The sequence below is a fragment of the Rhizobium sp. 22-785-1 genome, from assembly GCF_053521965.1.
The window spans coordinates 108,929-132,256 of sequence record NZ_JBNWDI010000010.1 but is presented as its reverse complement, the minus strand read 5'-3'; the positions used below and the strand labels follow the sequence as shown (position 1 = coordinate 132,256).

Here is a 23,328-nt window from a genome sequence, read left to right as displayed (position 1 = left end):
CACGGCCACGTTTGCAAGCGCAGCGTGGCCGTAAAGACTGTTGGCGTGTCGAGAACTATAAAACGTTCTGACCTGTGACCTGACGCTCTCAGGCGCTGATCGTAAAGCGCCCGAACGCACCGCGTGCAAAGCACAGAGGCTCTCCCTCGCGGTGGGCGGCGCGCAGCACCCGGCCGATGATGATGGAGTGGTCACCGGCATCGTGGACGGAGGCCTGCGCACATTCGAAACGGCTGAGTGTCCCTGGAATAATCGGCACACCTTCTAAGTTCAGTTCCCAGTCCAGCTCTTCGAACCCCTTTCCGCCGCGGGTGAAGCGGGAGCAAAGAGCGTCCTGTTCTGCATCCAGAACGTGAATAGCAAAGTTCGTCGCGCCAACAAAAAGGTCGTGACGTGTTGAGGTCTTTGCTGGAGACCAGAGCACGAGGGGCGGGTCAAGCGACACGGAGGAGAAGCTATTGACCGTCATGCCCGTTGGGCCGTTCGGCGTATGCGCCGTCACGACCGTTACGCCCGTCGGAAAATTACCGAGTGCATTGCGGAAGCTGCGCGACGTCGTCGCATCGGGCACAAACCGATGTTCGTTATGCGTGTTCAAACTGTTGAGCGACGTCATCAGGGCACCTCACGACCGTTTGCAAGCGTGTAAAGTTCAAACCATGTCTGGCGATCCATCTCGACTTTCTCAGCATCGGAGATGGTAGCGATACGTGAGAGATTATTCGTGCCCATGACAGGCAGAATTTTTGCAGGATGCTTCAAAAGCCAGGCGACAGCGACAGCAGCCTTATCGACCGAATGCTCCTGAGCAATGCGCTTCAGCGCCTCGGCCAGCGCACCTTCGCCGCTCATCAGCGAGCCGCCGCCAAGAGGCGACCACGCCATGATCGGCAGATCTCGCTCCTGTAGATAGGCAAGGTCACCATTGGTGAAGGGCGACGTTTCAGCGAGGCTGATTTCGATCTGGTTGGTGACCAGTTCTTCCGTCATATTCGACTGTAGAAGTGAGAAATCCCAAGGCCTGAAATTCGAAACGCCGACGCTTCTTACCTTGCCGGAGGCCACCAATGTGTCGAGTGCTTCTCCGGTTTCTTCCGGATCGAGCATCGGGTCTGGACGGTGAATCAAGAGTAGATCGATCCGGTCGGTGCTCATATCGCGAAGCGACGCCTCGACAGACTCGGTAATATGCTTTGCCGATGTATCGTAATGCTTGACCCGCGCGGATGAGTGCCGGCCAGCTGGCGCGACGATACCACACTTCGTCACGATTTCAATTTTATCGCGCAGCGTCGGATTCTGGCGAAGGCAGCCGCCGAGGATAGCTTCTGCGGTGTACCCACCGTAAATGTCCGCCTGATCCATCGTGGTGATGCCCTGCGCAAGGCAGGCTTCAATCTTCGCCTGCACATGGCTAGGCGACGTGTCGGCATCGTCACCGATACGCCACATGCCGTAAACGATGCGGCTGAAGGAAAGGCCGGATGTGATGTCTATGCGTTGCATTAGTGGCGCTCTCCATTGCCAAGAGGTGTTGCAGGTGTTTGTGTTGGAACGCGACCACGCGCATGCGGAAGCGAGCAGGTCTTCATTTGCGGCAGAACCTTCTTGCCGAAATGTTCGGCCTCATCAAGGTGCGGATAGCCCGAGAAGATGAAAGCACGAATGCCCATTTTCTGGTAATCTTCCAGCTTGCTCAAAACCTGGTCGGTCGAGCCGACCAGTGCTGCGCCGCAGCCCGAGCGGGCGCGACCGACACCCGTCCAGAGATGGGGCTCGGTATAGCCGAATTGATCGGCCTGCTCGCGCGCTTTGGCCTGGTGGGCAACGCCGAGCGAAATGCTGTCATGTGCGCGGGCGCGGATCTGGCGACCATATTCGTCATCGAGTTTCGATACCAGATGCTCAGCATACTCATGCGCTTCGGCTTCTGTGTCGCGCACGATCATATGAACACGAAGACCATAGTCCAGTGTGCGTCCATGAGCTTCGGCGCGCGCATGTACCGCACGCATCCGGTCGGCCAGTTGCTCCTTCACTTCTGGCCACATGAGATAGACATCGCACTGCGCACCGCAAAGCTCCAGGGCATCCGGCGAGTAACCGCCGAAGTAGAGCAGCGGACCACCATTCTGCTGATAAGGCCGCGCCGGTTCGGTAGACACGTTCTTGAACTGGTAGATTTCGCCTTCGTGGTTGATCTCGTCGCGCGTCCAGGCTTGGCGAAGTATTTCAACGACTTCATGGCTGCGCTTATAGCGGTAGGCGCTATCGGCTACCTCACCGGGAAAGTCCGAACTGATGACGTTGAGCGTGAGACGACCCTGCAACATGTGATCGAGTGTTGCGACAGTACGCGCCAGCATGATCGGCTGCATTTCACCACAACGAATAGCCGCCAGGAAATTGATATCCTGCGTGATCGGCGCGCAGCCCGCGACAAAGCTTAGCGTGTCCTGGCCAACCTGATACGAAGACGGGCATAGGATGTTGCGAAATCCAAGCTCTTCGGCCTTCTTGACGATTGAGGAGCAATGATCCCAGCTTGAACGTAGGCGCCCATCGGGAACGCCCAGGAATTCATAGTCATCGGAACAAAGAGCCGAAAACCAGGATACCTCTGCAGCATCGAGGTCAGCTGAGGTGACAGGCACAACGGTCATAAAATTCCTCCCAAAACGTCTGATGCCTATTTCAATATCATCCACCTTGATGTAAATCAATGATGTATCAATTTTTTATGCCGCGGGAGGAAAGGCGTTGAAAATGAAGAGCTCCAGGGGAAGTTTGCCCATGTATCTCCAGATTGCAGAGACCCTAGTGCGCGATATCGCAGCCGGCACATTGATCGATGGCGAAAAGCTCCCACCGGAACGCGACATGGCGAAGGATCTGGGGATTGCAGTCGGCACGCTACGCAAGACGCTGTCCGAACTTGAGAGCCGCGGATTGCTGGAGCGAATCCAGGGCTCGGGCAACTACATTCGCGCAGTCAACGACCCGCAAAGCGTCTATGCCATGTTTCGCCTGGAGTTGATCGAGGGTGGCGGCCTGCCTACTGCGGAGATATTGAGCGTCAGTCGCGAGAAGAAGGATGAAAGCCTGCCCGCTTTCGGCCTTTCGAAGGAGGGACACCGGATCCGTCGTTTGCGTAGGATCGGCGGCAAGATCGCTGCGATTGAAGAAATTTGGCTCGATGGCTCCTATATCGATTCGATTGTGCCCGAAGACCTCTCCGAGTCGCTCTATCTTTACTACCGCACCCGTCTGAACCTCTGGATCGCCAAAGCCGAGGACTACATCGATCTTGGCCAGGTCCCAGATTGGGCGCCCTCCTCCTTCCGCCCTTCGCCTGGCGACCCACTTCCCCACGTGCTGCGCGTCAGCCACTCACACGAAGGTCAGAAAGCCGAGGTGTCGCACACATGGTATGACCACGCCGTGGCACGCTATGTCAGCAGACTGCGCTAACGAGGCCCTCGTAAAGATCGATACGCCTAATATCGCGGGCGAAGCGAAAAAATATCCCGAAATTCCAAGTCAAAACAGAACAAAAAAATGCGCCTGCAATAAAATTGATACACTATTGATTTAATTTTTTTCGCAGCTATGATTTTTGTCAAGGAACTCGTCGGCAAGGACGAGCTTGGGAGGAATGAATGGCTTCTGTAAGCCTGCGTAAATTGGAAAAGAGCTACGGCGCTCTGCGAATCGTCAAAGGCATCGATCTCGAAATCGCCGATGGCGAATTCGTTGTCTTCGTCGGTCCGTCCGGCTGTGGTAAGTCCACTACCCTTCGCATGGTAGCAGGCCTGGAATCGATCAGCGGTGGAGAGATCCGGATCAGCGACACTGTGGTAAACAACCTGCCGCCACGCGGTCGGGATATTGCCATGGTCTTCCAGGACTATGCCCTGTATCCGCACAAGACTGTACGCGAGAACATGGGCTTCAGCCTCAAGGTGCGCGGTGTTCCGCAAAACGAGGCAAACGAGCGGATCAATGAAGCTGCCGAAATGCTCGGTATCGGACATCTTCTGGATCGTCGTCCCGGTCAACTATCGGGCGGACAGCGCCAGCGCGTTGCCATGGGGCGCGCCATCGTGCGCCGGCCTCAAGTGTTTCTTTTCGACGAACCGCTGTCGAATCTCGACGCAAAGCTGCGCGGGCAGGTCCGGACTGAGATCAAGCGCCTGCACCAGCAGATCGGCACGACGATCATCTACGTGACCCATGATCAGGTCGAGGCGATGACGCTTGCGGATCGTATTGTTATTCTCAAGAACGGCGAGATCGAACAGGTCGGCACTCCTGATGAGGTTTATAACAAGCCCCAGAGCGTCTTCGTCGGTGGTTTTGTCGGCTCGCCTGCCATGAATTTTGCTCGCGGGCATCTGTCCGGAGGCAAGGTTCTCCTGGGCAATGGTGACAGCCTGTCATCCGCAGCCATTCGCCTCGGCAAGGCGGCTGCATTGGATGGACGTGAAATACTTGTTGGCATCCGGCCGGAACATTTCGGCGTCGTCTCCGATGACGCAGCCGCTGTTTCTGCCCAGGTTCAGGTCGTGGAGCCGCTTGGCTCCGATACGCTGGTACATTTCAACATCGGCAGCGATATGCTTACCGCACGCATGGCGCCGGACGCCCGACCCACAGTTGGCGAGACGATCCGCATCGGTATCGATCCGTCTCGTATTCATGTGTTCGACGCAGAAAGCCAGCGCGTTATCAATTAAAAAAACGCAGCATGAGAAGCACCGCTGCAAGTAAGTTCAATGGGAGGATGGAAATGAATCTGAAGATCGTGACTGGCGCTTTGCTTGCGCTCGGCCTGACAACATCATTGGCGACCGCCGCCGACTTGAAAGTGTATATTTCTAGTCAGCACCAGCCACAACTCTGGCGTCAGGTGCTCGATAAATTCGAGACAGCCAATCCTGGCACGAAAGTTTCGATCGAAACCGGCGGCAACACGTCGGAGGCGCAGGCGCAATATCTCAACACCATCATGTCCGCCAAGGACCCGTCGCTGGACGTGCTGATCCTTGATGTCATTCGCCCTGCACAATTTGCAGCGGCAGGCTGGACCGTGCCATTCGAGGGCAAGGACATGTCGTCCTATCTGCCCGCCTATGCCGAGGCAAACACGGTCGATGGCAAGGTTGTCGCTCTGCCGGCCTTCGCGGATTCCATGTTCCTCTATTACCGCAAGGATTTGCTGGACAAGTACGGCATTGCACCGCCCAAGACCTGGGATGAGTTGACCGCTGCGGCCAAGAAGGTCTCGGACGGCGAGAAAAACCCCAATCTTCAGGGCCTGTCCTTCCAGGGAAAAGCCATTGAAGGCGCAGTCTGCACCTTCCTCCTGCCCTACTGGAGCCAGGGCAAGAACCTTGTTGAGAATGGCAAGCTGACCTTCGACAAGACGGCGGCCGTAAACTCGCTGAAACTATGGAAGAGCTTTGTCGATCAGGGTGTTGCCAAGAAGAATATTGCCGAGGTAGCAACGGACGACACCCGCAAGGAATTCCAGGCCGGCAACGTCCTATTTGCGGTCAATTGGTCCTATGCCTGGGCACAGTCGCAGGGCAAGGACTCGGCGGTTGTCGGCAAGGTCGGCGTTGCGCGTCTGCCTGCGGTTTCCGGTGGCGAACAGACGACCTGCCTCGGCGGCTGGGAATGGGGCGTTTCGGCCTATTCCAACCATAAGGATGAAGCCCAGAAGCTTGTCGAGTATCTTTCCAGCGAAGACTCGTCCAAATTCATGGCTGCCAACGGATCGCTGCTGCCAACCTATCCCGCTGCCTATAAGGACGACACCGTTCTGAAGGCAGCTCCCTGGTTTGCCGATGCGCTTCAGGTTGTCGAGACCGCCAAGCCACGTCCGGTAACGCCGCGCTACAACGAAGTCAGCGAAGTTATCCGCACGACAGTCAACGCTGTGCTGGCAGGTGTCACCACGCCCGAAGAGGGTGCCACCCAGATCGAAGCCCGGCTAAAGCGGATCATCCGCTAACGCGTATAATGGTTTCGCAACGGTCGCACGCGGCTGTCGTTTTATTGGGAGTGCTTGGCTTGACCGGCACTCCCACCCTAATCAATCTGACATTCCTTTGGGAGATGCGACGGTGATGACCTCGTCTCTGCACCTCACGCATAGTGCGGAAAAACCAGCCCCGCGCTGGACGAATTGGCTCGACCTCGGAGACCGTGCGTTAGCCGTTTTACTGCTCGCTCCCGCGGGCATTCTGCTGGCACTGATCATCGTCTATCCCGTATTCAAGCTTGGCTATACCAGCCTGTTCAGCCTGTCCTTGACGTCCGGCATGCCAGCGGAGTTTGTCGGTCTCGACAACTATCGGCTGATGCTTGAAGATCCGGTCTTCTGGGAAACCACATGGAACACAGTGCTGATAACGCTGATCACCGTGCCGGGCGCCCTCCTGATGGGACTTGCGCTAGCGCTCCTGGCAAACCTGCCTTTTCGCACACAATGGCCTGTGCGTCTGTCGCTCCTGATACCCTGGGCTCTGCCTCTGTCCTTCGCTGGCTTGATCTTTGCCTGGTTTTTTCATTCTGAATATGGCGTCGTCAACGATGTGCTGAACCGCTTGGGCTTCGAAGGCATCATATGGTTCAACTCGCCAGGATGGGCTTTTGCCGCGATCTGCCTGACGATCATCTGGAAGACCTCGTCCTTCATGGCGCTCATCATTCTTGCCGGTCTTCAGACGATTCCACGCTCGCTCTATGAAGCAGCCGATGTCGATGGCGCCGGCAAAATCCGCCAGTTCTTAGAAATCACACTCCCTCTGCTGAAGCCTGCCATCATCGTGGCGTTGATTTTCAGAACCATCACAGCACTTCAGACATTCGACATTCCATACATGATGACCGGCGGTGGCCCAGGAACGTCCACCGCAACCCTTGCCATGTATATTCATCAGAACACTGTATCCTTCCTCGATCTTGGCTATGGATCGGCTCTGGCGATGGTGATGTTCGCACTCTCAATGGTCGTGACGGTCATCTACCTACGCGCTATCAGAACGAAGGATTGAGCCATGAGCACCCTCACCCATTCAGGCTTGCCCTCCATTCTGTCCGGGCGCCCACTTCGGCTGTTTGCTGCAGCCGCTCTTTTGATCAACGGCATGTTCCCGGCGCTCTGGATTCTCTTCACCTCTTTGAAGACAGAGGCCGAATTGACGGCGAAGCCGATCACATGGTTTCCGCATGCACCGACCCTGGCCAATTACATGCAGGCATTCTCTGATCAGCCGCTGCACATCTTCCTGTTCAACAGCTTCATGGTGGCGCTGCTTTCCACCTGCCTGACCCTGTTCGTCTCGGTTCTGGCGGCTTACGCGCTGGCACGGCTCAACCTGCGCTATCGTGGGTTGATCCTTTCCGCCATCATCGCGGTATCGACGTTTCCGCTGGTGACGCTGCTCGTTCCACTTTTCGAAATCATGCGCACCTTGAATTTGCTGAACACCTGGATTGCGCTTGTCCTCCCCTACACGGTTCTGTCGCTTCCAGTATGTACCTTGATGCTGGTCTCTTTCTTCGAAGGCATCCCGCGCGATCTGGAAAATGCAGCAATGATCGATGGCTGCACGCGCATTGGCGCCTTGTTCAAGGTTGTTGTGCCATTGTGCGCGCCAGGCGTCTTTACCGCTGGTATCCTTGCCTTCGTCAATGCGTGGGACGAGTTCCTTCTGGCGCTGTCCTTCAATTCCAATCCTTCTCTGCGCACGCTTCCGGTGGGAATTCAGCTCTATCAGGGTGAGTTCGCCTTTCCGTGGCCGGTCATTTCCGCAGCCCTCGTCGTTGGCATCGTGCCTGTCGCCATCCTCATCGTGATCTTCCAGGAACGCGTTGTTTCCGGTCTGACCGCGGGCGGTATCAAGGGTTAGCCGAAAATCGCCCCATTCCAAAGACGTTCTGCGAACCCTTCGTTATTGAAAGAATTTGCAATGCACTTGCGCAACATGGCCAACGGCTTCGAACTGACCATCAACGGCACACCTGTTCTTCGCCACACAGCTGAAAGCCCGTCCATTTTCGTTGGCAAGGGCCAAGAGCGCATGGACATGTATCGGGGCAATTTCGATATCGAAGATTACGTCGTAGAGCGCATAGCCCTGCGCCATGCGGCTGTCGACGGTGACAACATTGTCCTTTCGGCAGATGAAGGGCAGCCCCCGAAGCTTCGCCTGCACATTGCGCAAGACACGGTGCGTATCGAAACACTCGATCCGTCCATCAACCGCTTCTGGCTCCGCACGGTCGCTGAAAAGGATGAATGCGTCTGGGGCGGCGGCGAGCAAATGTCTTATTTCAACATGCGAGGCCGCAAATTCCCGCTCTGGACCTCGGAGCCGGGCGTCGGACGCGACAAGACAACGGAAATCACTTTCAAGGCCGATGTCAGCGGCAAGGCGGGCGGTGATTACTACCACACCAACTATCCGCAGCCGACCTACATCTCCTCCCGCCACTATGCCCTGCACGTGGAGACCACGGCCTATTCGGTATTCGACTTCCGCCGCGACACCTTCCATGAGATCGAAGCCTGGGCAGTACCAGAGCATCTGGAGTTTTTCGCAGCCGACACTTTCAAAAACCTGGTCGAACAACTATCCGCCCGCTTCGGTCGCCAACCGGAACTGCCGGACTGGGTGTATAATGGTGCCATTATCGGCCTGAAGGATGGCGAGCAGTCTTTCGCCCGACTGGAAAGAATCCGCGCAGCAGGCGTCAAGGTGTCGGGCCTTTGGTGTGAAGACTGGGTTGGCCTGCGCCACACCAGCTTCGGCGCCCGACTGTTTTGGGACTGGAAAGCCAATGAAGAGCGCTACCCGGCTCTTCGCCAGAAGATCGCTGAACTTGCCGATAACAACATCCGTTTTCTTGGATATGTGAACCCCTATCTCTGCGTCGATGGCTCGTTTTTTCCGGAGGCGGAAGCGAAGGGCTATTTCGCTAAGAATGACGCGGGTGAAACTGCCCTTGTGGACTTCGGCGAGTTTGATTGTGGCGTGGTGGATTTTACGAACCCGGACGCCATGGACTGGTTTGCGGAAACAATTATTGGCCAGAACATGCTGGACTTTGGCCTTTCCGGCTGGATGGCGGATTTTGGCGAATACTTGCCGATCGATATCCATCTTTCCAACGGCGTCGATGCCAAGCTCATGCATAATGCATGGCCGACAATCTGGGCGGAAGTGAATGCCAAAGCAGTGGCAAGCCGCGGGAAAATTGGTGAAACACTGTTCTTCATGCGCGCAGGCTTCAGCGGCGTTCAGGCTCACTGCCCACTCCTATGGGGTGGCGATCAATCCGTGGATTTCACCCGCCATGATGGACTCGTGACCGTCATGCCGGGCGCGCTATCCTCGGGCCTGTTGGGCAACGCTTATCATCACTCCGATATCGGCGGTTACACCAGCCTCTTCGGCAACGTTCGTACTGCCGAACTCATCATGCGCTGGGCAGAGATGGGAGCGTTCACGCCTGTGATGCGCACCCATGAAGGCAATCGGCCACGCGACAACCTGCAGATCGATCAGGATGAGGCGGTGCTCAAACACTTCGCCCGCATGACGTCTATCTACGTTCACCTCGCCCCCTATCTGAAGGCTCTCTCGAAAGAAGCAGCCGAAACTGGTCTTCCTGTACAACGTCCGCTCTTCCTGCACCACGAGGATGACCGCAGGACATATGAGATTCAGGATGCCTATCTCTATGGAGCCGAACTTTTGATCGCGCCGGTATGGCAGGCCGGGCAGAATGAGCGCACTCTGTATCTGCCTAAGGGCGCTGAATGGGTGCATGTCTGGAGCGGTGCGACACATGACGGCGGGCAGGAAGTGACTGTAGCAGCACCTCTCGGCCAACCGCCCGTATTTTTCCGCAAGGATGCTGAAAATGCCGGGCTTTTTGCCGGCATCCGCACCATTTGAACCTGGGCGTTCTGCGCAGGCCATCGTTATTTATCGCCGATTGCCTTGTCTTCAGGATACTGACACCGGCTTCGACCGCAACATGGCGGCCGTTGCCGGATCGGCACGTCGGCAAAGCCTCGGCGGCAGGCCCTTCATGATCAGCTCGGCATCGGCGACAGCCATGGAACCCAGGGCATAAAACGCATCGCGCGTCCCTCCTGTCCGGTGCGCCGAGAGAAGAACTCCGTTGGCCTGGCGAACGGGATCATCCGCTGCAACGGGTTCATCCGGAAAAACGTCTGTCGCGACCTTAATGCGACCGGACTGCGCGGCTTCTATCATCGCTGGGAAATCGACGACGGCAGCGCGGCTCATCAGCAAGAATGCCGCACCCGGCCTCATCATGGCGAATTCCTTCGCGCCGATAAAGCCCTGGTTCTCGCTGGTGACGCTGGCGAAGACGAACACCACCTGACTTTCGCGCAAGACTTCCTCAAGGGTCGAGGGCTCGCAATCCAAACGCTCGATGATTTCATTTGGAAGCCATGGATCGAACACGCGCACCGTGTTCCTGAACGGGCGAATAAGTTCGCGAAGCTCTCGGCCAAGATCTCCGAAGCCAATAAGACCGACCGGGGCTCCTGCGAAACGGAAGGTTTCCTCATTGCCTTCGAGCCCGTAGCGTTCAACACCCTGACGAAAGTCGCGGTCCGCAGCAGTGACGCCACGCGCCAGATCCAACGCCATCGCAAGCGAGGCTTCCGCGACAGGCGAGGCAAATGCCGATGCTGGTGTGATCACCCATATCCCACGCTCGACGCATGCCTGATAGTCGATGTTCGGCAGAAAATTGGACTCAACGTTGATAATCGCCTTTAGCCTTGGCGCTCTATCCAAACGCTCGCGCGGCATGTCTGTCTGGCCGAAAATCATTACCGTATCGGGAAGATACCGCTCTACTTCATCGGAACTCATCGGGCGATCTTCCGATACGACAACGTCGCCTAGTGCTTCAAGGCGCGCCCGGACGGACGGCTCCATGATGAGATCGAGTGTTCTTGGCAGTGGATCGACCAGAATGATGCTGCGGCTCATCATATCCTCCCTCGAGAATCGCTAACTGGTCGGAGATTAGCGCGAAACGCCATGCCGCGTACAAGCGATCGTTATAGGCGCTCTTCGCCCAAATCTCATATAGCGCAAGCAATACTGACCTATCGATCTGCTGGAGCCCCTCAGCGCGCGGCTGGACAGAGCAGGCAGGCGATCGCTGCCTGCTCTGTTTGTGCTTACATGGCGGGCAAAACCGCAATGTCGCGGACGTCGTTATCGAGACCGGAAACTGCTCCCACCTGCGTTGCAGCACCCGTTTCGAGGTTGACGGTGTAGAGCGTCTTGCCCGCAACGAGGTAAGCAGCATTCTTGCCGCCTTCCATGCCCTGGATATCAAAAGCGTAGGTTGAAGGCTTATCCTTGATTCCAAGTTTGCCGATGGCTTTGAGGGTTCCGTCATTCGGCTTGGTCTGCTGAACCAATGCGCCAATGGTGGCGTCGATATCATACATCGCAGTCTTTTCTGGCTTACCAATGGAATTGGTGTAGGCGGCTGCGACAATATTTGGAGTTTCGCCCTTATGCATATCGCCGTCCTCATAGGCTAGCGCGCCGTCCACTGTCACCGCTCCCGTATCGGGATGGACACGATGGTTTGTCGTGCCGGTCATGAAGCGGAGACGGTCTGCCATCGGATTGAAATCAACGATGACCGGCGCCTGCGTCATGGTCAGCATCTTATCCATTTTGGCTACTTCACTTGCTGCGCCCGTTTCCAGGTTGATACTGACGATACGATGATCCGGCGTTACGCCTATGACCATCTTGTTGCCAGGTCGATAATCGATGCCGACGAGTTTATCGACGCCGGTAACGTCCATCTTCTTGGTAACGGAAGGCTTTTCCGTATCGAAAATGACGAGCGTCTTGTCCCCGCTCAATCCCAGGACGGGTGCTGCGAGCGCTGATGTCGTCGTGGCAACAACAGATATTGAGGCGGCTAGAGCAAAGCGAATGGTCTGCATGTTTTTCTCCCAAGCGTTCAAAATTGAAGAAGGCCTCATCATCTGGCTATCGACCTTCCATACTTGAGACACATCGGGAAATGCGATTGGATGCAGACTTCAAAAATATTTTCAACGAATGCATCCATGCGCCATCGGTGCGAGTATAGCTTTACATGAGGCACTGATGATCCAAGCCTCTGATCTGGGAGACGGGTTTGACATTGATGGGCACTGGGTCAGTCGATCTCGACAAGGCGCTGAATGGCTGCGCGCAGGGTGACCGGCTTGCATTGCGGCAAATATTCGATCAGGAGGCGGGGAGACTCGTCGCCATTGCGCAGCGCATTGTCAGGCGTCGCGAGCTTGCCGAGGAGGTCGTGCAAGAGTCCTTCATACGCATATGGACCCACGCGCATCAGTATAGACGCGAAAGCGGCTCGGCCCGCGGCTGGATCTATGCCATCGTCCGAAATCGAGCGCTCAACACGCTGCGTGACGGAAAACGCGAACAGAATGTCGAGAATGTCGAAACGCTGCGTGACGATCATCTGACGGATGAAATCGTAGCGGCGTGGCACAGGCTCGACCGCAACTCACAGCTTTATGAATGCCTTGGTTCGCTGGATGAAACAAAACGGCAAGGCATACTCATGGCCTATGTCAGCGGTTACTCTCATGGTGAAATTGCTGGAAGACTGCGCCTGCCACTCGGCACAACCAAGTCATGGATCAGGCGTGGACTTCTAGCGCTGCGGGAGTGCATGGCATGACTTATGACCGCGCGGATATCCCCAACCTGGCTGACGATTATGTCCTGGGCCTGCTTGATACAAACGAAGCGAGAGAGATCGAACATGCCATGGAACGTGATCCAGAAATGCGCGCCGCCATTGCGGCAAGTCGAGACCGCTTCCTACCAATTGATCTGAGCGCAACGCCGCAACCGGTTAGCGCCGATCTTTGGCAGCGCATCGAGGCCGCACTACCAAGCCAGGATAATCACAGTCCAGTGACCGTGCGGCAGGTAGCAAACGACAATAGCGCTCGTCGCTGGAAGTTTGCCACATTTGCTTCATTAGCAGCGACTTTGCTGATGGCGGTCGGTCTCTTCTACACCTTGACCAGATCCGTTGAACCGCTCGTCATCGCCGTCCTTGTCAACGACAAGGGAGATATACTGGCCGTCGTGGAGGATTTTGGCAACGAAGAGGCGTCTGTGCGATTACTCGCGGATTTCGCCATTCCGCGTGACAAGACGATTCAGGTTTGGACACTTCCCTCCCGCGATGTCGGCCCCGTCTCCCTCGGTTTGCTTGACGATGGGCGCTCCTCCAGCCTGCAGGCGCCGTCTCTTCCCAAACCGCGGGCTGACCAGTTGTACGAGCTCACACTTGAGCAGTCAGGCGGTTCACCGACCGGCCGCCCAACCGGGCCGATCCTCGCCAAGGGTTTTGCTCGCATGCCGCGTTGACGCCTGCACACTGAAGCAGAATTCTTAGGATCGTGTGGCCAGATCGATCAGCAATACGTAAAAACACCGCGCTGCTCGCTGTGTTTTACTGTGCTGAAGCTTGTACACAATCACGCGCAACGGACTGTCATAATTTCGTTGCACGTTCACTTGTTTTCGTTTTGAATGTAAGTCGCTTCGAATGAAGCATGGTAGCGCCGGTTCTGGGAGGTTCGGGCGAAACGAATATTGGACAGCGTGTTGCTGGACCATTTGTAAAATTTAGGGAGGCACCATGTCCACGAAACGTATCGCTGCATTGGCGGCGGGCTTTGCTATTTCGCTTTCTTTTGGCACATCTGCGTTTGCAGCCACGGAGTTGCAATGGTGGCACGCCATGACCGGCGCGAACAATGAAGTTGTCGATCAACTTGCCAAGGAATTCAACGCGAGCCAGAGCGATTACAAGATCGTACCGGTCTTCAAGGGCACCTATCCAGAAACGCTGAATGCTGGCATTGCTGCATTCCGATCCAAGCAGCCGCCAGCCATCATCCAGGTGTTTGACGCAGGTTCCGGTGTGATGATGGGTGCAGAAGGCGCGATCGTTCCTGTCGCCGACGTCCTCAAGAAGGGCGGTTATGATTTCAATAAGTCTGACTATCTCGCGGGTATCGTTGCCTATTACTCGAAGCCAGACGGCACCATGCTGTCCTTCCCCTACAACTCCTCCTCGCCGATCCTCTACTACAACAAGGATGCCTTCAAGAAAGCTGGTCTCGACACGGAAAATCCGCCGAAGACATGGCCAGCCGTATTCGAGGCAGCTCGCAAGATCAAGGAAAGCGGCGCGGCACCTTGCGGCTTCACGTCGACCTGGCTGACCTGGATTCAGACCGAAAACTTTGCGGCCTGGAACAATGTTTCTTACGGCACCAACGAGAACGGCCTTGGCGGAGGCACGGTGGAGCTTAAAGTTAATTCGCCGCTCTACGTCGAGCACTTCCAGGCCATTGCCGACCTCGCCAAAGATGGGACTTTCCGATACGGCGGTCGCACATCTGAGGCGAAGCAGCTCTTCCTGTCCGGCGAATGCGCCATCATGACTGAATCCTCCGGCGGTCTCGGCGATATCGTGAAGTCGGGAATGAATTACGGCATCGGTCAGCTTCCTTACTACGAAGGTCATGGACCGCAGAACACCATTCCCGGCGGAGCGAGCCTCTGGGTATTTGGCGGCAAAAGCGACGCAGAATATAAGGGCATCGCCCAGTTCTTCCACTTCCTGTCGCAGACGGAAATCCAGGCACGCCTTCATCAGGTTTCGGGTTATCTTCCGGTGACCAATGCCGCTTATGAGGCAACCAAGACTTCCGGTTTTTATCAGAAAAACCCTGCGCGTGAGACTCCTATCCTGCAGATGACGGGCAAGGCTCCGACCGAAAACTCAAAGGGCGTGCGCCTTCCAAACCTGCCGCAGGTTCGAGACATCATGAACGAGCAGTTCGAAGCCATGCTCGCTGGCAAGCAAGACGCAAAGACGACGCTCAATCAGATCGTCGAGCGTGGTAACGCCGCTATCGCAGCTGCGTCCAAGTAATCGCGACATACCGAAGCCATTGCCCGTATCGAAAGATGCGGGCAATGCTTTTTCTTTGGCCGGCTGAGGAGCATCAACCTTGCACACGGTTCACTTCCCGAACAAAATCCTGCCCTACCTCCTGTTGGCACCCCAGATCATCTTGACGTTGATTTTCTTCTTCTGGCCCGCAAGCCAGGCGATCTATCAGTCGATGCTGAAGGAAGATGCTTTCGGGCTAAAAACCACCTTCGTCGGTCTTTCCAATTTCTCCGACACCCTGTCAGATCCAAACTACCTACACGCACTCCAGGTTACGATTGTGTTCAGCGCATTGACGGCCCTTGTTTCGATGGCCGTGGCGCTGCTTCTTGCAACGGCGGCCGATAAGGTGATCCGCGGCCAGACTTTTTACCGTACGCTGCTCATCTGGCCCTATGCTGTTGCCCCCGCGGTTGCCGGCATGTTGTGGCTTTTCATGTTCAACCCGGCCATGGGCACACTCGCTTATCTGCTTCGATCCACGGGCTTTCAGTGGGACCCGTTGCTGAAGGGCGACCAAGCGATGGCCCTGATCGTCTTTGCAGCGGCGTGGAAGCAGATCAGCTATAACTTTCTCTTTTTTGTCGCCGGCTTGCAGGCCATTCCGAAGTCGCTCATCGAGGCCGCCGCAATTGACGGCGCGCGCGGCAGCAGACGCTTCTGGACCATCATCTTTCCGCTTCTCGCGCCGACGACATTCTTCCTTTTGGTCGTCAACACGGTCTACGCCTTCTTCGATACGTTCGGGATCATCCATGCTGTGACAGGCGGAGGCCCGGCCAAGGCCACAGAAACGCTGGTCTACAAGGTTTATAATGACGGCTTCGTCAACCTGAACCTCGGCTCATCCGCCGCCCAGTCCGTGATCTTGATGATCATCGTGATCGGTCTGACGGCCTTCCAGTTCCGCTTCGTCGAGAAGCGGGTTCATTACGGCTGAGGATCGGACATGATTGAAAAACGCCCCATCGCCAGTGTCTTTGGCCATCTCACCCTGCTCATAGGCATCATCATCGTTGCCTTTCCGATCTATTACACCTTCATCGCTTCTTCGATGACGTCTCAGGACATCATTCGTCCACCCATGTCGTTGCTGCCGGGCGGCCATCTAGCCGAAAATTACCGGGAAGCTCTTTCCGGCGGCGTCGAGCGGGTCGTCGGCGTCAGCCTCGAACGTCTTCTGTTCAACTCATTCGTGGTCGCGATTGCAATTGCAGTCGGAAAGATCATCATCTCTTTCCTGTCCGCATTCGCCATCGTCTTCTTCCGCTTCCGTTTCCGGATGTTTTTCTTCTGGATGATCTTCATCACCCTAATGCTACCGGTGGAGGTCCGCATCCTGCCCACGTACAAGGTGATCGTCGATCTCGGTCTGATTGACACCTATGCTGGTCTCACACTGCCATTGATGGCGTCTGCCACCGCAACCTTTCTCTTCCGCCAGTTCTTCCTGACGATACCGGGAGAACTCGTGGAAGCGGCGCGTATCGACAATGCAGGTCCCTTCCGCTTCATGAAGGATATTCTCCTTCCCCTGTCCAGCACCAACATCGCGGCTCTCTTCGTCATCCTCTTCATCTATGGCTGGACCCAGTATCTCTGGCCGCTTCTGGTGACGAACGACGCCAAGATGAACACGATCATCATCGGTCTGCGCCGCATGGTCGACTTCACCGACGCATCCACTCCGTGGAATTACGTTATGGTTACGGCGATCCTCGCCATCATCCCTCCCATCATCGTTGTCGTCCTGATGCAGCGATGGTTCGTCAAAGGTCTTGTGGAGACAGAAAAGTAATGGCCCAGATTGTATTGAACGACGTCCGCAAGATGTATGGCAATGTCGAAGCCATCAAAGGTGTCTCTCTGGAAATCGCGGATGGAGAATTGGTGGTCCTCGTCGGCCCATCCGGCTGCGGAAAATCGACGCTTCTGCGCATGATTGCCGGCCTGGAAAGCATCTCTGGTGGAGAAATCTCCATTGGAGATCGGGTGGTCAACCAGTTGGAGCCGTCCGAGCGGGATATCGCAATGGTGTTTCAGAACTACGCGCTCTATCCCCACATGACGGTACGCCAGAATCTTGCCTACGGCCTGAAGAACCGCAACACACCGAAAGACGAGATCGACCGCCGCATAGAACGTGCCGCCAAGGCGCTTGAGATCGAACAGTTTCTGGAGCGCAAGCCCCGCCAATTGTCAGGTGGCCAGCGCCAACGTGTGGCTATGGGTCGCGCCATCGTGCGTGAGCCTGCAGCCTATCTCTTCGATGAGCCACTGTCGAACCTGGATGCAAAGCTCCGTGTGCAAATGCGCGTGGAAATCAAGCGTTTGCAGCGGTCACTTGCCACGACCAGCGTCTACGTCACCCATGACCAGATGGAAGCTATGACGCTTGCCGACAGGCTCGTCGTGCTCAATGCTGGGCGCATCGAGCAGGTCGGCACACCGATCGAACTTTACGAGCGCCCAGCGACGACCTTCGTAGCTACCTTTATCGGTTCACCTTCGATGAACCTCTTGGCAATGCCTGCTCCAACAGGCAACTGGTCGCTGAGAGCCGATGCAGCTGTGCCGAGCAGCGCTACAACGCTTGGCATTCGCCCCGAGGATCTCCACCTGATGTCCGAGGTTACCGAGGACGCCGCGCTCACTGCCTCCGTCAAGGTCGCCGCGGTGGAGCTTGTTGGAGCTGAAAGCTATGTGCATGGCGTACTGGCTGATGGAGCCGACATCGTCTTCCGGGTAGCAGGACGCTCTCGAATCGAGATGGATGATGTTGTTCAGATCGGCGCGAAAGCGTCCGATCTTCACTTCTTCGGCTCCAATGGTGCGCGTCTGGACTAGTCAACTGTTGCATCAGCGTTGAACCGACCCGGTCCACCGGAAACACTTCACAAACACGGCGGGTTCACTCCACGAGCCCGCCGTTTCGTTTCACCCTGTCAAACAGGATGGTCTAGATCATCAGCCTGGAAACCGCATCGGGTTACGTCAAAGCACGGCCTATCGGCATTAGGAGGTGGAGCACCTTGTGATTTCACCAGGACGCACCACCCTATCGTGCGACGTAGCGCTTCCACGGATGCTCTTCCTTAAATCCGAGAACCTCGCGCGCTTTACGGTTGGAAAGCGGAGCCTCGTCTTTGCCAAGCTCTCTGGTGACAGGGGTGTCCGGGCAGTATTTCGCTAGGAATTCCGCTGTCGGGAGGTCAGCTGTAATCGTGTCGTTCACTGCGTTGAACACCTGGAATCCCAGACCGTCTTTCTCGATACAAAGATGAACGATTGTGCCAAGATCGCGCGCATCTATATAGCTCCAGGCATTGCGCTTCCGAGACATTGGATTGTTAAGAAAGCCTGGGAAGTTGCTGTATTCATGCGGTTCTATGACATTGCCGATGCGCAGCGCGTAAATATCAGCGCCATAGCGCATGGCGAACGCCCGGGCTGTCTTTTCGTTCACGAGTTTCGACAGACCGTAGCTATCCATCGGATCGATGTCATAGTCTTCTTCCAGGGGGAAAGAGTGGAAGTCCTTGTCGCCTTCGGCAAAACAGACGCCGTAGGTGGTCTCACTTGAGGCAATGATGACCTTACGCACACCAAGCTTCATGGCTGCTTCAATAACATTGTACGTGCTGACGACATTGGCCTCGAATGTCTTGTTGTCCGGCTCGATCAACACGCGCGGTATAGCGGCGAAATGGACTACCGCATCGGGCGTTGATGGCGGCGCACCATTCTCAAAACCATCGAAACCGAAATGTGTGGTCAAGGCGTTGAAGGCCTGGCCGCTGTCGGTAATATCCGCAATCAGCGTGTTCACGCCCGGATGATCAAAGGGTTTCAGATCGACATTGAGAATCGAATAGCCTTTCTCCAGAAGCTTTGGAATGGCATGTCGGCCCGCCTTGCCTGTGCCTCCGGTGAAAACGATACGCTTGGTCATGTCTGGCCTCCTCTGGCATTTCATACTTACGACGTGGCTACTGCGCGAAAATTTTCATTTTCACGTCTCCTGTCCAGGCCGCATACCACCGCATTTTGTCACACATCGCAATCGGGGTGGCGGCGAAGCGCAGCGCAGGTAACAGACGTTCCACTGCAGACAATGAAGAGACAAATTATGGGTAGTGAAACAATGAAAACGAACTTGCACGCCTCTGTACGCCGCCCTATTCACAACGCAATTGAGGCGGCACCGGGGGTGTCGCCTCAATTATCATCCGCTTAGGGCAAGTCGCGAACGTGGGGCTCGCGATCCCAGTGTCGTTTCGTGCCGACCTTAATAAATTCGTCCACGGGAACTACGCCGGCGTCGGGTTCGACATTCGCCTTATCCAGGAGGATCTTCGTGGCTGGACAATAGCCGATGGTCTTACAGTGACTATAGGCGTCCATGAACCACTGAATCGCAGCAGACTCCTTGGCCAATCGTTTTGCCGCATCAGGCGAAAGGATCGAGGTGACTGCGTCGAAAAGAAACGAAGGCGAACCGGCCAGTTGTCCATCCGCTTGCACGACGCCACCTTCGAGTTGAACACCTCCGACCTTGCGGGCGACAAGAAAAGGCGTACCGCCAGCGTTTTTGATGTCCTTCAACAGCTTGTCGATCGAAGTCTTGTTTGAACCATCATCCACAAGCACTCCGACCTTTCGACCTTTTAGGGTCTCCAGCGCGTTCTTCTGTATGGACAGAGCGTCCGAAGCTGGCATCTCGACGGGCTGCTTTTGCGCCATCGATTTCTCCGGCAGTTCGATCCCCAGGCCATCCACCACACGGCGCGCGAGTTCCTCATCGACATTGCGAAGGTTCGACACAACATTGCGTCTGACATGTGCCAACTGAACCTTGGAGAGCTCGAAAACGATGGCCGAGATTATGTGGGTCTGTTCATTTTCTGTTTGCGATCGGTAGAACATCCGGGCCTGGCTGTAGTGATCCGCAAAAAGCGCGTCTCTCTGGCGAAGCTTATGTGCTGGATCGTTACGCTCATCGTTTGTCTCAAACGTTGAGAAGCCGGTCGTTCTTGTGGGCCTTGGGCCGCTATCTTCACCTGCCTGTTCGAGACTGTTCGGTTCGTAATTGGCTCGCCCCTTCGGCACCAGTGTCTGCATCATCCCGTCACGCTGGAAATTATGAAACGGACATTTGGGCGCATTGATGGGAATCTGGTGGAAGTTCGTCGTCCCGAGACGCGACTTCTGCGTGTCGAGATAAGAGAACAACCGCCCCTGCAAGAGCGGATCATTGCTGAAATCGACGCCTGGAATGATGTTGCTTGGGAGAAAAGCGACCTGCTCCGTTTCGGCAAAAAAGTTATCGACGTTCCTGTTCAGCGTCATCCGGCCAATGATCTCTACAGGAATATCTTCTTCAGGAATGAGCTTCGTCGCGTCGAGGACATCATAGGGCTGCTTTGAAGCCCATTCTTCATCGAAGACCTGTACGCCGAGGTCCCAGGACGGAAAGTCCCCTTGGTCAATCGATTCAAAGAGATCTCGGCGCTGGAAATCGGGGTCTGCGCCCGCGATTTTTACCGCCTCATCCCATGTGGTGGAAGCTAGTCCCAAAGTGGGCTTCCAATGAAATTTGACGAACTTGCTCTCGCCCTTATCGTTCACAAGCCTGAACGTATGCACGCCGAAACCTTCTATATGCCGAAACGATCTCGGGATTGCACGATCCGACATCGCCCACATGATCATGTGCATCGATTCCGGCATCAGGCTGACAAAGTCCCAAAAGGTGTCATGTGCAGAGGCGGCCTGCGGATAGCCGCGGTCTGCTTCCATTTTCACGCTGTGAATAAGGTCCGGGAACTTGATGGCATCCTGAATGAAAAACACCGGAATGTTGTTGCCGACCAAGTCCCAGTTTCCACTCTCTGTGTAAAACTTAACGGCAAAACCTCTGACATCGCGCGGCGTATCCACCGAACCGGCGCCACCAGCGACCGTCGAGAAGCGAACGAATACCGGACAGCTTTTTCCTTCCTCCTGAAAGATGGAGGCTTTCGTCAAATGAGGAATGGCTTTCGTACATTCAAAAACACCATGGGCGCCAGAGCCTCTGGCGTGAACGATGCGCTCGGGAATACGCTCGTGATCGAAATGGAAAATCTTCTCACGAAGAACGAAATCTTCAAGCAGCGTAGGACCCCTGCTGCCAGCCTTCAAACTGTTCTGATTGTCTGAAATGCGATGACCGAAATTGTCGGTGAGATACGCGCCATCTCCTGCGTCATTGTTCTCGATCGTCTGATGCAACTCGTCACCCTCGCCGCGATTGTCTTCGAAGGCGGGTTGACCAGATCCTGGAGCTTGATCGCGCAGGGAGTTGCTGTTGCTTGGCGACATGCCACCTTGCTCACGCTCGGTCATCTTGTATCCTTCAGGGTTGGAGAGATTGAAGCTGCGGGCAGTGCCTGAGGCGCGCCTGTTTTAGTCACTCAAAAATTAGAATGACTCTCGCGCTCGCAGGTTCCACATTTTGGCGAAGGAAATGGAGAGATCGCCGTTTGCAACGCGTTTGGTGCTACAAAGAGGAAGCAGGACGCAACAAGCGGGCTGGATACGCAGACGGTGGCCCGCCCCCATTAAGTCCGAGCGCTTTTTGATCTTGTTTTGATGGCAGAAAGGTCGATCACGACCGTAGAATGCCACCGGCGGAGGCCACTGCGCATGGTGTATCCACATCAGAAAGCGCTGCCCTGCCGAGATCGACCAACTGGGTCGTGATGTCGGCATTGCGCAAAACTGATCTGGCGCCCTCATCGCCGCGTAACTCTCGCATATGTTGATACAGGAAGGGAGGAAAGATGACGGGATGCCCTGGATGGCTTCCGTGAGAACCGCGCACCACCTGCTCCCCACCGGATCGGACGAAAACATCAAGAAGCTGATCGATATGATCAGATGTGACCTCGGGCATATCGGCGAGCATAACGAGCACACCGGCACAGCGCCGAAGGCTCTCATGAGCAAAACCATGCGCGAGCGAAGCACCCATTCCCAGAGAGAAATCGTCGCAATGGGAGATGGACAGCGTCAATCCTCGAAGCGCCTGCTCGACGTCTAAAGATCGATAGCCGACCACCGCAACAATGTTCGAAAGCTTTGAGTGAAGCATCGTCTGGGCAGACTTGCGGATGAGCGGCACACCGTCGAATTCCGCCAGCAATTTGTGATGACCTTCCGTCCTGCTGGATCGGCCTGCTGCCAGAAGAACGCCGCCTATCTCCATAACCTGTTCATCCGTTCTTTCATATGGATGCCGTGACGCGAGTGTCGCCTGCCGCTCACGCGAAAACCTCAAGCCTCGCCGCCGCTATGTCGGCTAGCACCGAAAGCGCAAGCGACGTGGCGTCCCTCGTAGGGCCAAATAGACCGATGGGGGCACGAATGCGGTCGTAACACTTGGATGGCACGCCTGCCGAATGCAGTCGTTCGACACGGCGGCGATGTGTGCGCGTGCTGCCAAGTGCGCCTATGTAAAAGGCTGGTGAAGCCAGTGCCCTGTCTAGTAAATCCATCTCCAGATCGAGATCGTGATGGAGAAGAACCACAGCGGTAAAAGGATCGATCTTCATCAACTCGATGTCCTTGGGCGAAGACACAAGTTGAACATCGAAACCGGACGCCTCAGCAAGACGATTAACCGCCTCGGCTTCCACTGTTTGGCCGGAGACCACCAATCCCGTCCGTGGACGATAGACGGATAGAAAGCGATCTTTCTGCCATCCTGATCGGGATGGAAGGTTAGCGCTTTGCTCCAGCGTCTGCGAACTTGGATCATAGCTCAGCGCAACCGCTTTTCTCGCACTCAGGTGTCGCAGCGTATCCTCAAGTACATCGCTATCGCGAAGGACGTGGATCGCGATGGTCACGCCCCCACCGCATGGTAGGGCGATGTCGAAGAAGGGTGATCCTTCACCAAAGGTAACCACTGCGTCGGTGCCGGCCTCAATAGCCAGGAGCGCCTCCGTCGCCACTGCCGCCTCGACGCATCCACCAGAGACGTAACCGCAATACTCTCCGGTCACTGAAACCGCCACATGTGAACCAAGCGCACGCGCTGCCCCTCCGCGTATTTCGGTCAGCGTCGCAAGGGCGGCTTTTCCGTGGCGGGTCGCCTTTGCAGCAAAACGAATGATCTCTGCGGGATCGTCGAATTTGCTAGCTCTGACTGGCACAGGCAATGCCACGGAAAGCGTATCAGTCAAATTAGTCCCCTTCTCG

General features: G+C 55.8%; 21 protein-coding genes. 12 read left to right on the top strand and 9 right to left on the bottom strand.

Annotated elements, in window-relative coordinates; translation table 11 throughout:
* Positions 1–88 precede the first annotated feature (88 nt).
* The 3 genes from ACQZ5M_RS18870 to ACQZ5M_RS18860 are packed head-to-tail and all read right to left on the bottom strand — an operon-like array spanning position 89 to position 2,663.
* Complete coding sequence (locus ACQZ5M_RS18870) at positions 89–616, bottom strand: flavin reductase family protein (RefSeq protein WP_296106124.1); 528 nt, start codon at positions 614–616, stop codon at positions 89–91.
* Complete coding sequence (locus ACQZ5M_RS18865) at positions 616–1,506, bottom strand: aldo/keto reductase (protein WP_449080526.1); 891 nt, start codon at positions 1,504–1,506, stop codon at positions 616–618. The genes ACQZ5M_RS18870 and ACQZ5M_RS18865 overlap by 1 nt, the downstream gene beginning before the upstream one ends.
* Positions 1,506–2,663 (bottom strand): LLM class flavin-dependent oxidoreductase, encoded by a 1,158-nt coding sequence (locus tag ACQZ5M_RS18860; RefSeq protein ID WP_449080525.1) that lies wholly within the window; start codon positions 2,661–2,663, stop codon positions 1,506–1,508. Before ACQZ5M_RS18860 ends, ACQZ5M_RS18865 begins: the two co-directional genes overlap by 1 nt.
* 103 nt (positions 2,664–2,766) lie before the next feature.
* Here ACQZ5M_RS18860 and ACQZ5M_RS18855 point away from each other — a divergent pair, with 103 nt between their 5' ends.
* From ACQZ5M_RS18855 to ACQZ5M_RS18830, 6 genes are all read left to right on the top strand, one after another.
* Complete coding sequence (locus ACQZ5M_RS18855) at positions 2,767–3,471, top strand: GntR family transcriptional regulator (RefSeq protein WP_296106131.1); 705 nt, start codon at positions 2,767–2,769, stop codon at positions 3,469–3,471.
* Between the two features lie 188 nt (positions 3,472–3,659).
* Positions 3,660–4,736, top strand: coding sequence for an ABC transporter ATP-binding protein (locus ACQZ5M_RS18850; RefSeq protein WP_296018705.1), 1,077 nt, complete (start codon positions 3,660–3,662; stop codon positions 4,734–4,736).
* 53 nt (positions 4,737–4,789) lie between these two features.
* Positions 4,790–6,016: an ABC transporter substrate-binding protein gene (locus tag ACQZ5M_RS18845; RefSeq protein ID WP_449080524.1), complete on the top strand. Its 1,227-nt coding sequence runs from the start codon at positions 4,790–4,792 to the stop codon at positions 6,014–6,016.
* Positions 6,017–6,131: 115 nt separating this feature from the next.
* A complete protein-coding gene (locus tag ACQZ5M_RS18840; protein WP_449080523.1) occupies positions 6,132–7,061 on the top strand; it encodes a carbohydrate ABC transporter permease in 930 nt (309 codons plus the stop codon).
* A gap of 3 nt (positions 7,062–7,064) precedes the next feature.
* On the top strand, positions 7,065–7,919 hold the full coding sequence (locus tag ACQZ5M_RS18835) for a carbohydrate ABC transporter permease (RefSeq protein ID WP_296038066.1): 855 nt from the start codon (positions 7,065–7,067) through the stop codon (positions 7,917–7,919).
* A gap of 60 nt (positions 7,920–7,979) precedes the next feature.
* Positions 7,980–9,971 carry an alpha-glucosidase gene (locus tag ACQZ5M_RS18830; protein ID WP_449080522.1) on the top strand — a complete coding sequence of 664 codons (1,992 nt, stop codon included), beginning with the start codon at positions 7,980–7,982 and terminating at the stop codon, positions 9,969–9,971.
* Positions 9,972–10,022: 51 nt separating this feature from the next.
* On the opposite strand, the gene ACQZ5M_RS18825 is transcribed toward ACQZ5M_RS18830, so the two are convergent.
* On the bottom strand, positions 10,023–11,048 hold the full coding sequence (locus tag ACQZ5M_RS18825) for a hydroxyacid dehydrogenase (RefSeq protein ID WP_449080521.1): 1,026 nt from the start codon (positions 11,046–11,048) through the stop codon (positions 10,023–10,025).
* 194 nt (positions 11,049–11,242) lie between these two features.
* The gene (locus ACQZ5M_RS18820; protein WP_449080520.1) at positions 11,243–12,031 is read right to left on the bottom strand and encodes a DUF4394 domain-containing protein; all 789 of its coding nucleotides are present in this window, start codon (positions 12,029–12,031) and stop codon (positions 11,243–11,245) included.
* A 206-nt stretch (positions 12,032–12,237) separates the two neighbouring features.
* On the opposite strand from ACQZ5M_RS18820, the gene ACQZ5M_RS18815 reads away from it, so the two are divergent.
* The 6 genes from ACQZ5M_RS18815 to ACQZ5M_RS18790 all read left to right on the top strand — a co-directional run bounded on the left by ACQZ5M_RS18815 (position 12,238) and on the right by ACQZ5M_RS18790 (position 17,931).
* Positions 12,238–12,783, top strand: coding sequence for a sigma-70 family RNA polymerase sigma factor (locus ACQZ5M_RS18815; protein ID WP_449080519.1), 546 nt, complete (start codon positions 12,238–12,240; stop codon positions 12,781–12,783).
* Entirely contained in the window at positions 12,780–13,484 is a 705-nt protein-coding gene (locus ACQZ5M_RS18810; RefSeq protein WP_449080518.1) for an anti-sigma factor, read from the top strand. The genes ACQZ5M_RS18815 and ACQZ5M_RS18810 overlap by 4 nt, the downstream gene beginning before the upstream one ends.
* Positions 13,485–13,758: 274 nt before the next feature.
* Positions 13,759–15,063, top strand: coding sequence for a sn-glycerol-3-phosphate ABC transporter substrate-binding protein UgpB (ugpB, locus tag ACQZ5M_RS18805; protein WP_296018687.1), 1,305 nt, complete (start codon positions 13,759–13,761; stop codon positions 15,061–15,063).
* Between the two features lie 79 nt (positions 15,064–15,142).
* On the top strand, positions 15,143–16,024 hold the full coding sequence (gene ugpA, locus ACQZ5M_RS18800; protein ID WP_296018686.1) for a sn-glycerol-3-phosphate ABC transporter permease UgpA: 882 nt from the start codon (positions 15,143–15,145) through the stop codon (positions 16,022–16,024).
* Positions 16,025–16,033: 9 nt separating this feature from the next.
* Positions 16,034–16,882: a sn-glycerol-3-phosphate ABC transporter permease UgpE gene (gene ugpE, locus ACQZ5M_RS18795; RefSeq protein WP_449080517.1), complete on the top strand. Its 849-nt coding sequence runs from the start codon at positions 16,034–16,036 to the stop codon at positions 16,880–16,882.
* Entirely contained in the window at positions 16,882–17,931 is a 1,050-nt protein-coding gene (locus ACQZ5M_RS18790) for a sn-glycerol-3-phosphate import ATP-binding protein UgpC (protein ID WP_296083410.1), read from the top strand. The genes ugpE and ACQZ5M_RS18790 overlap by 1 nt, the downstream gene beginning before the upstream one ends.
* 211 nt (positions 17,932–18,142) lie before the next feature.
* Here ACQZ5M_RS18790 and ACQZ5M_RS18785 read toward each other — a convergent pair whose 3' ends face one another.
* From ACQZ5M_RS18785 to ACQZ5M_RS18770, 4 genes are all read right to left on the bottom strand, one after another.
* Positions 18,143–19,036, bottom strand: a complete 894-nt coding sequence (locus tag ACQZ5M_RS18785; protein ID WP_449080516.1) for an NAD-dependent epimerase/dehydratase family protein — start codon at positions 19,034–19,036, stop codon at positions 18,143–18,145.
* A 281-nt stretch (positions 19,037–19,317) separates the two neighbouring features.
* Entirely contained in the window at positions 19,318–21,447 is a 2,130-nt protein-coding gene (locus ACQZ5M_RS18780) for a catalase (protein WP_449080549.1), read from the bottom strand.
* 286 nt (positions 21,448–21,733) lie between these two features.
* Positions 21,734–22,333 (bottom strand): nucleotidyltransferase family protein, encoded by a 600-nt coding sequence (locus ACQZ5M_RS18775; RefSeq protein ID WP_449080515.1) that lies wholly within the window; start codon positions 22,331–22,333, stop codon positions 21,734–21,736.
* Between the two features lie 55 nt (positions 22,334–22,388).
* The gene (locus tag ACQZ5M_RS18770; protein WP_449080514.1) at positions 22,389–23,312 is read right to left on the bottom strand and encodes an XdhC family protein; all 924 of its coding nucleotides are present in this window, start codon (positions 23,310–23,312) and stop codon (positions 22,389–22,391) included.
* Positions 23,313–23,328 lie beyond the last annotated feature (16 nt).